Origin of the sequence: Streptomyces koelreuteriae, from assembly GCF_018604545.1 — a bacterium.
GTDB classification, from domain to species: Bacteria; Actinomycetota; Actinomycetes; order Streptomycetales; family Streptomycetaceae; genus Streptomyces; species Streptomyces koelreuteriae.
In genome coordinates, this window is sequence record NZ_CP075896.1 from 3,838,269 (window position 1) to 3,850,816 (window position 12,548).

General features: G+C 70.1%; 13 protein-coding genes. 4 read left to right on the top strand and 9 right to left on the bottom strand.

What is annotated here, in order from left to right; translation table 11 throughout:
* Positions 1-85 precede the first annotated feature (85 nt).
* Positions 86-502 (top strand): pyridoxamine 5'-phosphate oxidase family protein, encoded by a 417-nt coding sequence (locus KJK29_RS17110; protein ID WP_215120029.1) that lies wholly within the window; start codon positions 86-88, stop codon positions 500-502.
* A gap of 175 nt (positions 503-677) precedes the next feature.
* On the opposite strand, the gene KJK29_RS17115 is transcribed toward KJK29_RS17110, so the two are convergent.
* Positions 678-1,013, bottom strand: a complete 336-nt coding sequence (locus tag KJK29_RS17115; protein ID WP_184594372.1) for a Rieske (2Fe-2S) protein — start codon at positions 1,011-1,013, stop codon at positions 678-680.
* A gap of 2 nt (positions 1,014-1,015) precedes the next feature.
* On the bottom strand, positions 1,016-1,198 hold the full coding sequence (locus tag KJK29_RS39385) for a hypothetical protein (RefSeq protein WP_370869203.1): 183 nt from the start codon (positions 1,196-1,198) through the stop codon (positions 1,016-1,018).
* A 182-nt stretch (positions 1,199-1,380) separates the two neighbouring features.
* On the opposite strand from KJK29_RS39385, the gene KJK29_RS17120 reads away from it, so the two are divergent.
* Together KJK29_RS17120 and KJK29_RS17125 are read left to right on the top strand one after the other, a co-directional pair.
* Positions 1,381-2,325, top strand: coding sequence for a helix-turn-helix domain-containing protein (locus tag KJK29_RS17120; RefSeq protein ID WP_251057832.1), 945 nt, complete (start codon positions 1,381-1,383; stop codon positions 2,323-2,325).
* Positions 2,326-2,342: 17 nt separating this feature from the next.
* Entirely contained in the window at positions 2,343-3,332 is a 990-nt protein-coding gene (locus KJK29_RS17125; RefSeq protein WP_215120031.1) for a helix-turn-helix transcriptional regulator, read from the top strand.
* On the opposite strand, the gene KJK29_RS17130 is transcribed toward KJK29_RS17125, so the two are convergent.
* Complete coding sequence (locus tag KJK29_RS17130; protein WP_215120032.1) at positions 3,295-4,332, bottom strand: helix-turn-helix transcriptional regulator; 1,038 nt, start codon at positions 4,330-4,332, stop codon at positions 3,295-3,297. The genes KJK29_RS17125 and KJK29_RS17130 overlap by 38 nt on opposite strands.
* A 232-nt stretch (positions 4,333-4,564) precedes the next feature.
* Between KJK29_RS17130 and KJK29_RS17135 the strand changes: the two genes are divergently transcribed.
* Entirely contained in the window at positions 4,565-5,779 is a 1,215-nt protein-coding gene (locus tag KJK29_RS17135) for a DUF418 domain-containing protein (protein ID WP_251057833.1), read from the top strand.
* 50 nt (positions 5,780-5,829) lie between these two features.
* Here KJK29_RS17135 and KJK29_RS17140 read toward each other — a convergent pair whose 3' ends face one another.
* From KJK29_RS17140 to KJK29_RS17165, 6 genes are all read right to left on the bottom strand, one after another.
* Positions 5,830-6,939 carry a sugar ABC transporter substrate-binding protein gene (locus KJK29_RS17140; protein WP_215120033.1) on the bottom strand — a complete coding sequence of 370 codons (1,110 nt, stop codon included), beginning with the start codon at positions 6,937-6,939 and terminating at the stop codon, positions 5,830-5,832.
* 275 nt (positions 6,940-7,214) lie between these two features.
* Positions 7,215-7,664, bottom strand: coding sequence for a heat shock protein transcriptional repressor HspR (locus KJK29_RS17145; RefSeq protein WP_215120034.1), 450 nt, complete (start codon positions 7,662-7,664; stop codon positions 7,215-7,217).
* Between the two features lie 5 nt (positions 7,665-7,669).
* Positions 7,670-8,854 carry a molecular chaperone DnaJ gene (gene dnaJ, locus KJK29_RS17150; RefSeq protein ID WP_215120035.1) on the bottom strand — a complete coding sequence of 395 codons (1,185 nt, stop codon included), beginning with the start codon at positions 8,852-8,854 and terminating at the stop codon, positions 7,670-7,672.
* Positions 8,855-8,890: 36 nt separating this feature from the next.
* The gene (gene grpE, locus KJK29_RS17155) at positions 8,891-9,541 is read right to left on the bottom strand and encodes a nucleotide exchange factor GrpE (RefSeq protein ID WP_215120036.1); all 651 of its coding nucleotides are present in this window, start codon (positions 9,539-9,541) and stop codon (positions 8,891-8,893) included.
* Complete coding sequence (dnaK, locus tag KJK29_RS17160; protein ID WP_215120037.1) at positions 9,538-11,394, bottom strand: molecular chaperone DnaK; 1,857 nt, start codon at positions 11,392-11,394, stop codon at positions 9,538-9,540. The genes grpE and dnaK overlap by 4 nt, the downstream gene beginning before the upstream one ends.
* 94 nt (positions 11,395-11,488) lie before the next feature.
* Positions 11,489-12,526, bottom strand: coding sequence for an MraY family glycosyltransferase (locus KJK29_RS17165; RefSeq protein ID WP_215120038.1), 1,038 nt, complete (start codon positions 12,524-12,526; stop codon positions 11,489-11,491).
* Between the last annotated feature and the right edge of the window lie 22 nt (positions 12,527-12,548).

The following is a 12,548-nucleotide window of genomic DNA, read 5'->3' on the forward strand; positions in this document are numbered from 1 at the left end:
CACTGACTCAATCAGCGTACATAAAGTTGAGTCTATTCCACTCAAGGCCGGATCCGGGAGTACGCGAGCGGCTATGTTCCGGTCCATGGCCACCAAGTACTCCGTCGATCCGGGTGCCCCCGACCAGCCGTACTTCGCCTTCTGGCGCGAGCGGCACGTCTGCACCCTGACGACTCCCCGCCCGGACGGCACTCCGCACGTGGTACCCGTCGGAGTCACATACGATCCCGAGGCCCGTCTGGCTCGGGTCATCACGAACAAGGCGAGCACCAAGGTGCGCCATGTACTGGCCGCCGGGGAGCGGGGGGCGGCCGTCGCGGTCTGCCAGATGGAGGGCAAGCGGTGGGCCACGCTGGAGGGCCGGGCCTTCGTCCACGCCGAGCCCGACCGGGTCGCGGAGGCGGAACGCCGCTACGCCGAGCGCTACGGCCGGACCCCGTCGCCCAACCCGGCGCGCGTGGTGATCGAGATCGAGCTGACGCGGGCGATGGGGCGCGGGTGAGCGAGGTTGGGCGAAGTGAAAATCCACACCGGTGATCGATTGCTTCCGGCCACCGCGTGACCAGGCCGATTCCAGGAAATGTCCCCCAAAACTGCAGCGGCGTCACCGTGTTCAGGTCACGGTGACGCCGCTGCGGGGAAGCACCTGAGCGATCTGTTACGACGGGGGAATCGCGTCAGGCACTGCGGGGGGTGGCAGAGATGGTCCTCGGGGCAGGAGACTCGGCGTCCACCTGCTCGTGGTCCCTTTGGTCCAGGTTCACAAAGATCATTCCGTATCGCACGGCACATCGCACGGGCTGCGGCGCCCCCCGAGGCCGCCGCAGACACCGGTAAGCCCGCACGTCCTCGTCCTCGTCCCGCGTGACGACCACCGGTTCGCCGAACACGGTCACCATCAACGAGTCACCGCTGTGGGGGATGGCGGTGACCAGGTCGATGAAGTGCCAGCCGGAGCGGTAGGCGGTGGCCATTTCACGGCGGAAGGAGCGGTCGTCGGGTGGAGTGGTCACGATCAGCTCCCGGATTCCGCTGCCCCGGAGCTCGGCCAACTGCTGTTGCTCGCGCCGTTGGTGTTCACGGCAACAGACGGCCAGCTGCTGTTCGCCCGAACATCGTCCTTCGCATCGGAGAAGCCACTCAGGGTGCCGAGGGCCACAACGGCGGAGAAGGCGGCGACAAGCACCGAGCGAAGCATTCTGTTACGCATAGTCGGCTTCGTCCTCACTTGAAGGTCCCCTTTTCCCCCGTCAGGTACGACGATGGCTTATTCGGGCACGTCATGGCCACACAATCGATGCATCATGTTCCTGCATGTTCAGGACCCTGGGGGGTGGAGATTTGGCAGCGAATCGGACTAAGGCGACACATCCCCATGCGATGACCGAGTGGTGCGAGGAGGGCGGCCGTCTGTATGCCGCCGCACTGCGCGCCGGACGTATCGCTCGTGCGGATGCGGAGCCCGCCCCCTGCCTGGTGGAGTTCGCCCTGCTTCATCCCGATCCCGACGACCCGAACTGGCTGCGGCCGGTGCCCCCGGCGGTCGCCCTGTCCCGGCAGCTCAACCCGCTGGAGCAGGAGATAGCCGACCGCCGGCGTCTGGCAACGGGCCTCGCGGAGACCTTTCAGCCGTTCATGGCCCTGGGTACCCAGCTCGCCGCCACCAGTGATGCCATCACTGTGCTCGAAGGCGGCGAACGTATCAACGCCGCGCTCAACATGGCCACCATCCAGTGCCAGGCGGAGATGCTCACCGTCCAGCCGAGCGACCGGATGTCCGAGCGCAGCCTGCTGCGCGGGCTGGAGCGTGACCGGCCGCTGATCGAACGCGGCGTGCGCATCCGCACCCTGTACCAGCACACCGCCCACTACAACCCCGAGCAGCTCGCCTACGCCGCCCAGCTCTCCGACGGCAAGGCGGAGTACCGCACCATCGACGAACTCGTCGAGCGCCTCATCATCTGCGACGAGTCGGTCGCCTTCATCCCCGCCCGCGACGACCAGCAGGTCGCCCTGGAACTGCGCCACCCCGGCCTGGTCCGCTACCTCATCAAGCTCTTCGAGTACCTGTGGGACCGCTCGGTGCCGCTGAGCACGGGCACCCCGTACGAGACGGCCCGCGGCGGCATCACGGACATCCAGTACTCCATAGCCAAACTCCTGGTCGAGGGCCACGTCGACGAGGCCATCGCACGCCGTCTCGGCATGAACGTACGCACCTGCCGTGCGCACATAGCCAAGCTGGCCTCGGCCCTGGGCAGTGGCAGCCGGGCCCAACTCGGGTATCTCATCGCGCAGTCGGGGATCCTGCAGCAGGATCACTGAGAAGGAGGAAGCCCCGAGTGACCTCGGTGCCCCACCCCACGCACGACGCGGAAGAACTGTGCCCCGCCGGGAGGGAGTTGTACGAACGAGCCCTGCGCGAGGGGCACGTCCCCGCCGAAGCGGCCCGCGCCACGCCCTGTCTGCTGGACTTCGGACTGCTGCACCCCGCCGTCGACGACCTCCACCGGCTGGAGCCCGTGGTGCCGGCCGTCGCCCTGCGGCGTCTGCTGCGGATCTCCGGGGAACGCATCGCGAGCGAACGGCGCCGCGAGGAACGGCTGGCCGAGACGTTCGGACCGCTGCTGGCCGCCCCAGGGCACGACCCGGCCGCGGCCGGCACCCCGACGCTGACGCTCCTGAGCGGAAAGGAGCGGATCAACCGGGCCATCACCGAGGCCATGGCGGACGCGTCCCGGGAGCTGCTCACCGTCCAGCCCCGCGCCAGGATCACCAGGGACCGCATCGAGGCCGCCTATGCCGTCGCCACGAGCCGCGACCAGGCGCTGCTGGACCGCGGGGGCCGCATCCGCACCCTCTACCAGCACACCCTCCGGCACTCCCCCCTGACCGTCGCGCACCAGGAACGGCTGACGGGCGACATCGAGGCGCGGGCGCTGGACGAGGTCACCGACCGGCTCATCGTCGTCGACCGGGCGATCGCCTTCCTCCCCGCCGACACCGAGGGAGCCCTCGCGCTGGAGATCCGCCACCCGGCCATCGTCGGCTACCTGGCCACCGCCTTCGACCGCCTCTGGCGCCTGGCCACACCGGTGTTCCCCGAAGCGCTCCCCCAGCCCTCCCTCAACGGCGTAACCCCCCGCCAGCACGCCATCGCCGCCCTCCTCGTGGAAGGCCACACCGACGCCGTCATCGCCGACCGGCTCGGCATGAACATCCGTACCGCCCGCGTCCACATCGCCAAGCTCGCGGCGACGCTCGGCAGTCAGAGCCGGGCGCAGCTCGGGTTTCTCATCGGACGCTCGGGGATTCTCGACCGGGAAGCCTGAGGGACGAGGCGGAGCGCGGCGGGCCGTTCAGGCCCGCCTGGGCGATGCGGACGCCCAACTGCGTACGGCTGGCCGCGCCCAGCGTCTCCGACAGCCGTGCGATGTGTGCCCGGCACGTCCGTACGCTGATCCCCAGCCGCTCCGCGATCACCGCGTCCTGGTGGCCCTCCGCCAGCAGCGCCGCGATGGACTGCTCCCGGTGGGAGATGCCCTCGATGCCGGTCTCGGGGAGCGGGGCGGTCAGCGGGGTGGCCAGGCGCCACAGTCGCTCGAAGACCGTGACCAGGTACTCGACGATCGCGGGGTGCCGTAGCTCCAGGGCCATCGTGCGGTCGGTGTTGGCGGGAATGAACGCCACCGTCCGGTCGAAGAGGATCAGCCGGTCGATCACCTCGTCCAGCGTGCGCGCCTCCACCGCGTCGCCCATCAGCTCCAGATACGTGAGCAGCCCCTGCCCGTGCCGGGCGACATGCGTGTACAGGTCCCGCATGCGCACGCCGCGGCCGCGCAGGGCCGTCGCCCGGTGCAGGCCCTCGGAGAGTTCCGCCTCGCGCCGGATGCCGCCGGGCTGGACGGTGAGCACCTCGGTCGTGCAGGCCTGGGTCGCCTCGTCCATCGCGGCCTGGATCCGGGCGAGCCCGTCCAGCACCCGGATCGCCGGGCCCTCGCCCGCCGGCGGGACGGGCCGTACCCGGCGGCCGAGACCGGCGTACCACTCGACGGCGGACACGGCCGAACCCACCCGCTGCTGACTGGCGCTGACCTCGTCGTACATCTCGCGCAGCAGCCGGGTCATGACCTCCTGCGGGGAGGTCGGCACCAGCCAGTCCATGTCGTCGGGGTCCGGGTGCAGCAGGGCGAGTTCCAGCAGGCAGGGCACCGGTTCGGCGTCCCCGCGCGGCACGCGGCCCCGCCGTACGGCCCGGGAATACACGCGATCCCCGGCCTCGCACAGTCGGTCAGCACCGTGTGGATGCTCGTCCGTCCCGTGCCCGGCCATCGCGCATCCCACCCCCGGTCGCCGTCTTTCCGCAGCGCAACTATGCGCGGACCGGCCCTGCTCCGCAACACGGCTCCCCCGCACCCAAGGCCCTTTTCCAGCCGTTTTGACGCCGAATACGCCCCCTCACGGGCTGCTGAATCACGAGGGGGTTGGTGCGGGCGCAGCCGGCGTGTGACCCTCTGTGAGGGCGGTCCCGGCCGGCCCCGTCCACGGACATCTCGGAGGCCCCGTGACCGTCAACACCGGGGTGGATCCCCGGCGTCTGCCCGCTGTCGACGCGCTGCGGGGTTTCGCCCTGCTGGGCATCCTCGTGGTCAACAGCGCCCAGATGATGGACCCTTACGTCACCGAGGGGATGCGCCGGCCGGACGCGCCCGTGTGGGACCAGGCCGCCGTCCGGCTGGTGACGGCGCTGGCGACCACCAAGTTCTACCTGCTGTTCTCGTTCCTCTTCGGCTACAGCTTCACCCTGCAGCAGTCCGCCGCCGAGCGGGACGGAGGAAACCCCACCGCGCGCTTTCTGCGCCGCTCCCTCGGTCTGGTACTGCTCGGACTGGCGCACGCGATCCTGCTGTACAGCGGCGACATCCTGCTGACCTACGGCCTCCTCGGCCTGGTCCTGCTCGGCGCACGCCGGATCGGCCCGGCCACCGCCGTGAAGGCCGCCGCCTGGATCTACGGGGTCTACGTCGTCGTCCTCACCGCACTGGGAGCGCTGGCCACCCAGGTGGACGACGAGGAGCCCCCGTCGCACCGGCCGATCGCGCAGTCCGTGGCCGCCTACCGCGGCAGTCCCGGCACCGTCGTCCAGGAGAACCTGGACCGGCTGCCCGAGGCGCTCCTCGGTTCCCTCCTCATGGCTCCGGGCGTGCTCGGAGCGTTTCTCCTCGGCCTGGCCGCGGGGAAGCGGCGCCTGCTCGCGGCCGGCGGGGCGGACCGCGCTCGACTGCTGCGGATCACGGCCGTCGGCCTGTCCGTCGGAGTGCCGGGCGCCCTCTTCTTCGCCTCCGCGGCGGACGGTCCGCTGGACGCCCGGTGGCAACTCCTGGGCATCGGCGTCGGCATGCTGACGGCACCCGCCCTGTCGGCCGCGTACGCCTGCCTCCTGCTGCTCCTGCTGCGCTCGTCGTGGGGAGACCGGGTGCGGCGGCTGTTCGTCCCGGCGGGGCGCCTGGCGCTCACGAACTACCTCGGGCAGTCCCTGATCATGATGTTCGTGGCCACGGCGTACGGGCTGTCCCTCTACGGGCAGGTGGGCCCGGCGGCCGTGCTGCTGCTCGCGGGCGCCGTGTACGCGCTGCAGCTCGCCCTCAGCACGGTGTGGACCAGGCGCCACCGGCACGGGCCCGCCGAGTGGCTGCTCCGGGTGATCACCCTGGCCGGACGGCCGGGCCGGGCCGGCACACCGGGAGCGCCGGAGCGCGCGGCGGCCCGCCGGGGCTGAGCGGCTCCGTACGCGCGAAGCCGCTCGTACCCACGAAGCGGCTCACCGGGTCACTTCAGGCCGATCGCCCGGCACGCCGCGTCGTACTTGGCCGTGCAGATGTCCGACAGCTTGTAGATGTCGTCCGCGACCACCGTGTCCTTGATGTTCCCCTTCGTCAGCGCGACCACGGGCACGAGCTGGGCGGGGATGGCCTTGTGGGTGGGGCTGTCGACCTTGTCGCGGGTGAGGGCGGCGAACTGGATGTCCCGGCCCTGGACCTTGGCCACGGCCATCTCGGCCGCGTTCTCGGCCTCCTGCGGGTAGGACTTGTACACGCTCATGTACTGCTCGCCCGCGATGATCCGCTGCACCGCCTGGAGCTCCGCGTCCTGCCCGGTGATCGGCGGCAGGTCGCTCACGCCCGCGGCCTCCAGCGCCTTGACGATGCCGCCGGCCATGCCGTCGTTGGCGGAGTAGACGGCGGCGATGTCGTCCTTGCCGATCGCCTGGATCGCCTCGGCCATGTTGGCCTCGGCGTTCTCCGGCTTCCAGTCCTTGGTGTCGAAGGACTGCGCGATCGTCACCTTGCCGTTCAGCTCGGACATCGCGCCCGCCTTGAACTGCTTGGCGTTCGGGTCGGTCGACGAGCCGTTCATCATGACGATCTTGTCGGAGAGGCTCGCGTCCTCGCCGATGGCCTCCAGCAGGGTGCGCCCCTGGACCTCGCCGACCAGCTCGTTGTCGAAGGAGATGTACGCCTCGATCGGGCCCTCGGCCAGCCGGTCGTAGGCGATGACCGGGATGCCGGCCTCCTTGGCCTTCTTGACGCCGCTCGCGATGGCCTGGGAGTCGACCGCGTCCAGCAGGATGACGTCGACCCGGTCGTCGATCATCTTCTGCATCTGGCTCGCCTGGGTGTCGGCGTTCGCCTCGGCGTTGGCGTACTCGACGCGGCCCTTGTTGTTGGTGAGGGACTCGACCTTCGTCTTGATGATCGGGTAGTCGAAGTTCTCGTACCGGGTGTTCGCCTTCTCCGGGAGCAGCAGGCCCACCGTGATGTCGTTGCCCTTGGCCGGGCTCGCGTCGTCACTGCTCCCCGTCGCGTTGAGCGCGCCGCACCCGGCGAGCGTGACGGACATCGCGGCCGCGGCCACGGATATGGAGATACGACGACGCATGTCGGGAGCTCACTTCACGTGTGATTCGGACGTGGGCACAGCTTTGTGGCCCATGTGACTGAAAAGCCAACGCGGACGCGGCCCCCAGCGTCAAGCGGAAGCACTTAACGAGATGACAACACCACGCTCCGCGAGTGTTGTGAAGACTCTGCGGAATCATCTCCAACTTCCCTGCACGGGCCACTCATCGACGGGAGAACCGGCGAAAGGGGTCCAAGGCACGCGAAAGGGGCCGGGAGTCGCCTCCCGGCCCCTTTCTCTGGCTCACGCGTGGGTCAGTCCGACTGCTGCCGCTTCGGCCGCCACACCACCAGCGCGCTGCTCTGCTGTACCTCCTGGTACGGCACGAGGTCGCGGCGGTACGACGCGTGCACCGCCGCCTCGCGCTGGCGCATCGCCGCCGCCGCGCCGTCGAGCGCGTTCTGCAGCTCGGCCGCACGGGCCTGGAGCGCGGCGACCTGGTTCTCCAGTTCGATGATGCGCTTGATGCCCGCGAGGTTGATGCCCTCGTCCTGCGACAACTGCTGCACCTGACGGAGCAGTTGGATGTCGCGGGCCGAGTAACGCCGGCCCCGGCCGGCGGTGCGATCGGGGGACACCAGGCCCAAGCGGTCGTACTGGCGCAGGGTCTGGGGGTGCAGGCCGGACAGCTGGGCCGCCACCGAGATGACGTAGACCGGGGTTTCCTCGGTCAGTTCATACGGATTGCGCCGACGACCGTCCATCTGACTCATGCTCCCTTCGCGGCCTGGAACAGATCCGCCCGCGGATCCTCACCCGAAGTCGCCTCGCGATACGCCTCGAGCGCGTCACGAGCCTTCCCCGTCAGGTCCGTCGGAACACTCACTTCGACGGTGACCAGAAGGTCCCCGCGGGTGCCGTCCTTGCGGACCGCGCCCTTGCCCCGGGCACGCATGGTGCGGCCGTTGGGCGTCCCCGGCGGGAGCTTCAGCGTGACGGGCGGGCCGCCCAGCGTCGGCACCCGGACCTCGCCGCCGAGGGCGGCCTCGGCGAAGGTCACCGGGACGGTGACGGTGAGGTTGTCGTCCTTACGGCCGAACACCGGGTGGGCGTCGACATGGACGACCACGTACAGATCGCCCGCCGGGCCGCCCCGCTCACCGGGCGCGCCCTTGCCGCGCAGCCGGATCCGCTGGCCGTCGCTGACGCCCGCGGGGATGCGCACCTGCATGGTCCGCGAGGACTTGGCCCGGCCGCTGCCCTTGCAGACCTCGCAGGCGTGCTCCGCGATCAGGCCGCGGCCCTTGCAGTCCGGGCAGGGGTCGGTGAGGGAGAAGCCACCGCCGCTGCCCCGGGCGACCTGCCCGGTGCCGACGCAGGTCGGGCACACACGCGGTGTGCCGTTCTTGTCGCCGGTGCCCGAGCAGGCCTTGCAGGGCGACTGCGAGGACATGCGCAGCGGGACCGTCGCGCCCTCGATCGCCTCGGTGAAGCTGAGCGTGACCTCGGACTCGATGTCCTGGCCGCGCCGCGGGTTCGTGCGCGTCCCCGCGCCCGTACCGCCGCGGTTGAACAGGCCCCCGAAGACGTCACCGATCCCGCCGCCGAAGCCGCCGGCTCCCTGTCCTTGGCCCTGGGCGCCGCCTCCGAAGAGGTCGCCCAGGTCGAAGTTGAAGGAGCCGCCGCCTCCGCCGGGCCCCGGCCTGAAGCCGCCGTTGCCGAAGAGGGCGCGTGCCTCGTCGTACTCCTTGCGCTTCTTGGGGTCGCCGAGAATGTCGTTGGCCTCGGAGATCTCCTTGAAGCGCTCCTCCGCCTTCGCGTTTCCCGTGTTGGCGTCCGGGTGGTTCTCGCGGGCGAGCTTCCGGTACGCCTTCTTGATCTCGGCGTCGGTGGCGTCCTTGGGGACGCCGAGGACCTTGTAGTAGTCCTTCTCGATGAAGTCCTTGGTGCTCATCCTCGACGCCCCTCCTTCCTGTCGTCCGTGATGACGTCAGCCCTCGTCCGGGCCACCGCTCTCCTTGTCGTCGGCGTCGGCGGACTCGTCCGCCTTGACCGTCTGTGCCCCCGGCTGGGGTTCGGCCACGGCCACCCGCGCGGGGCGGATGGTGCGCTCGCCGATCCGGTACCCGGGCTGCAGAATCGCCACGCACGTCGTCTCGGTGACGTCGGGTGCGTAGCTGTGCATCAGGGCTTCGTGGATCGTCGGGTCGAAGGGCTCACCCTCCTTGCCGAACTGCTGCAGGCCCATCTTGGCCGCGGTGCTCTCCAGCGACTCGGCGACGGACTTGAAGCCGCCGACCAGTTCGCCGTGTTCGCGTGCGCGGCCGATGTCGTCGAGCACGGGCAGGAGCTCGGTCAGGAGGTTCGCGATGGCGATCTCCTTGACCGCGATCCGGTCGCGCTCGACCCGGCGGCGGTAGTTCTGGAACTCGGCCTGGAGGCGCTGGAGGTCGCCCGTGCGCTCATTGAGCGCCGTGCGGGCCTGGTCCAGCTGGGCCACCAGGGCCACGTCCTGTCCCGTGTCCCCGGCCGGGGCCGCCGCCTCCTCGGAGGGGGCGGCCTTCGGCTCGGCGTCATCGGAGGTGGCGCCGGAAGGGACGTCGGGCTGCTGCTCGTCGAAGCCCGGGGTCTCCTCCGTCACGCGGCACCGTCCTTCCGGTCCTCGTCGACGATCTCGGCGTCGACGACGTCGTCGTCGGCCTTGGCGTCACCGGCACCGGCACCCGCGCCGGCTCCGGCGGCGCCGTCGGCCTGCGCGGCGTTCGCGTCGGCGTACATGGCCTGGCCGAGCTTCTGCGAGACGGCCGCGACCTTCTCCGTGGCGGTGCGGATCTCGGCCGAGTCCTCGCCCTTGAGCTTCTCCTTCAGCTCATTGACGGCCTCTTCGACCTCGGTCTTGATCTCGCCCGGGACCTTGTCCTCGTTGTCCTTGAGGAACTTCTCGGTCTGGTAGACGAGCTGCTCGCCCTGGTTGCGGGACTCGGCGGCCTCGCGGCGCTTGTGGTCCTCCTCCGCGTACTGCTCGGCCTCCTGGCGCATGCGGTCGACCTCGTCCTTCGGCAGCGAGGAGCCGCCGGTGACGGTCATCTTCTGCTCCTTGCCGGTGCCGAGGTCCTTCGCCGTGACGTGCATGATGCCGTTGGCGTCGATGTCGAAGGACACCTCGATCTGCGGGACGCCGCGGGGCGCCGGGGGCAGACCGGTCAGCTCGAACATCCCGAGCTTCTTGTTGTACGCCGCGATCTCGCGCTCGCCCTGGTAGACCTGGATCTGCACGGAGGGCTGGTTGTCCTCGGCGGTGGTGAAGATCTCGGACCGCTTGGTCGGGATCGTCGTGTTCCGCTCGATGAGCTTGGTCATGATGCCGCCCTTGGTCTCGATACCGAGGGACAGCGGGGTGACGTCGAGGAGCAGGACGTCCTTGACCTCGCCCTTGAGGACACCGGCCTGCAGGGCGGCGCCGATGGCGACGACCTCGTCCGGGTTGACGCCCTTGTTGGCGTCCTTGCCGCCGGTCAGGTCCTTGACCAGCTCGGCGACGGCGGGCATACGCGTGGAGCCACCGACGAGAACGACGTGGTCGATCTCGGAGAGGTTGATCCCGGCGTCCTTGATGACGTTGTGGAACGGCGTCTTGCAGCGCTCCAGCAGGTCCGCGGTCAGCTGCTGGAACTGGGCGCGGGTGAGCTTCTCGTCGAGGTGCAGGGGGCCCTCGGCGGAGGCGGTGATGTAGGGCAGGTTGATCGAGGTCTCGGTGGACGAGGACAGCTCGATCTTCGCCTTCTCGGCGGCCTCGCGCAGACGCTGCAGGGCCATCTTGTCCTTGCCCAGGTCCACGCCGTGGCCGGACTGGAACTGCTGGACCAGGTAGTCGACGATGCGCTGGTCCCAGTCGTCACCACCGAGGTGGTTGTCACCGTTGGTGGCCTTCACCTCGACGACGCCGTCGCCGATCTCCAGCAGCGAGACGTCGAACGTACCGCCACCGAGGTCGAAGACCAGGATGGTCTGGTCGTCCTTGTCGAGGCCGTACGCCAGAGCGGCCGCGGTGGGCTCGTTGACGATGCGCAGGACGTTGAGGCCCGCGATCTCGCCGGCCTCCTTCGTCGCCTGACGCTCGGAGTCGTTGAAGTACGCCGGGACGGTGATGACCGCGTCGGTCACCTTCTCGCCCAGGTAGGACTCGGCGTCCCGCTTCAGCTTCTGGAGCACGAAGGCGCTGATCTGCTGCGGGTTGAAGGGCTTCCCGTCGAGCTCGATCTTCCAGTCCGTGCCCATGTGCCGCTTGACGGAGCGGATGGTCCGGTCCACGTTCGTGACCGCCTGGCGCTTGGCCACCTCTCCGACGAGCACTTCACCGTTCTTGGCGAAGGCGACGACGGACGGCGTGGTCCTGGCGCCCTCGGCGTTGGTGATGACGGTGGGCTCGCCGCCCTCCAGAACGCTGACGACGGAGTTAGTCGTGCCCAGGTCGATGCCGACCGCACGTGCCATGGTTGATTCCTCCAGCTGACTTGAGTGGAACGGACTCAAGTGTGCACGACCGCCCCCGACCGGTCAACAGAGGTGAGTCGACCTCACTCAACTCTTATCCGTTCCTTACACGCAACGGGGCTCTGACCTGCGGCGACATCTCACGCCGGGGAGCCCGGGGGCCTCGGGAGGAGTACATCGAGACGCGTGACACACCGAGGACGACGACGAGTGCCGCCCCCGCCACCCACCACAGCGCGTCGTCGCCGACCCAGCCGGCGTGCGCGAGTACCCCGACGGTCACCCCCGACAACGCCCCGGCCCCCAGCAGCAGGCTCGCCCCCGGCGCGGTCAGCCCGAGCCGCCGCAGCCGGTGCGCCAGATGGTCGGGGCCGCCGCGCAGAACGGCCCGCCCGGCCATCCGCCGCGACAACAGCACCAGCCCGGCGTCGGCGCACACCAGGGCGGTCAGCGCGAACAGCACCCCCGCGCTCTCCCCGAGCCCGGACCCGGCCCGCGCGTACACGGCCCCCAGGGCGATCACGAACCCCGCGGGCATGGCCCCGCACGCCCCGAGCCCGACCCGGGCCGGATGCCAGTTGTGCATGAGGAACCCGGTCAGCGCGGCGGCCAGCACGCTCATCAGTACGGCGATCCCGTCCATCACCTCCACCGCCGCGCAGACCCCCACCCCGAACGCGGTCACGACCCCCACGGTCCCGGCGAGCCCGTCGGCGTGATCGACCCCCCGGAACCCCAGGCTCAGCCCCGCGGCCCACACGACGGCCAGCAGCCCGGTCCCCACACCCGTCTCCCCGTACGGCACGACGCACGCGGCCGCCACGGCCGTACCGGCGAACAGCACCCGCCGCCGCAGCCGCCACACGTCGTCGACCAGCCCGAGCAGGGCGACCGCGCCCCCGGCGACGAGCAGCTCGCGCACCTCGCCCCCGACGGGCACGCCCTCGACCCAGCCGTAGGCGATCACCACCGCCCCGGTGACCATCACGACGGCCACGCCCCCGGACAGCGGCACCTCCCGCTGCCGCCGCCGGTCGACCAGACGCGACCAGCGGGCGGGCGTCCGGAGGAGGGCGGCGAGCAGGGCGGTGAGCAGGAGAGCGATGGCGGCGGCAGCGATCCCGTAGAGCACGGATATAAAGTTAGGCGGGATT

Bases quoted from the DNA above. Each gene is read 5' to 3' on its own strand.
- KJK29_RS17120 (WP_251057832.1), top strand. From the start codon at position 1,381: ATGACCGAGTGGTGCGAGGAGGGCGGCCGTCTGTATGCCGCCGCACTG.
- KJK29_RS17110 (WP_215120029.1), top strand. From the start codon at position 86: ATGGCCACCAAGTACTCCGTCGATCCGGGTGCCCCCGACCAGCCGTAC.
- dnaK (WP_215120037.1), bottom strand. From the start codon at position 11,394: ATGGCACGTGCGGTCGGCATCGACCTGGGCACGACTAACTCCGTCGTC.
- dnaJ (WP_215120035.1), bottom strand. From the start codon at position 8,854: ATGAGCACCAAGGACTTCATCGAGAAGGACTACTACAAGGTCCTCGGC.
- KJK29_RS17140 (WP_215120033.1), bottom strand. From the start codon at position 6,939: ATGCGTCGTCGTATCTCCATATCCGTGGCCGCGGCCGCGATGTCCGTC.
- KJK29_RS17130 (WP_215120032.1), bottom strand. From the start codon at position 4,332: ATGGCCGGGCACGGGACGGACGAGCATCCACACGGTGCTGACCGACTG.
- KJK29_RS39385 (WP_370869203.1), bottom strand. From the start codon at position 1,198: ATGCTTCGCTCGGTGCTTGTCGCCGCCTTCTCCGCCGTTGTGGCCCTC.
- KJK29_RS17145 (WP_215120034.1), bottom strand. From the start codon at position 7,664: ATGGACGGTCGTCGGCGCAATCCGTATGAACTGACCGAGGAAACCCCG.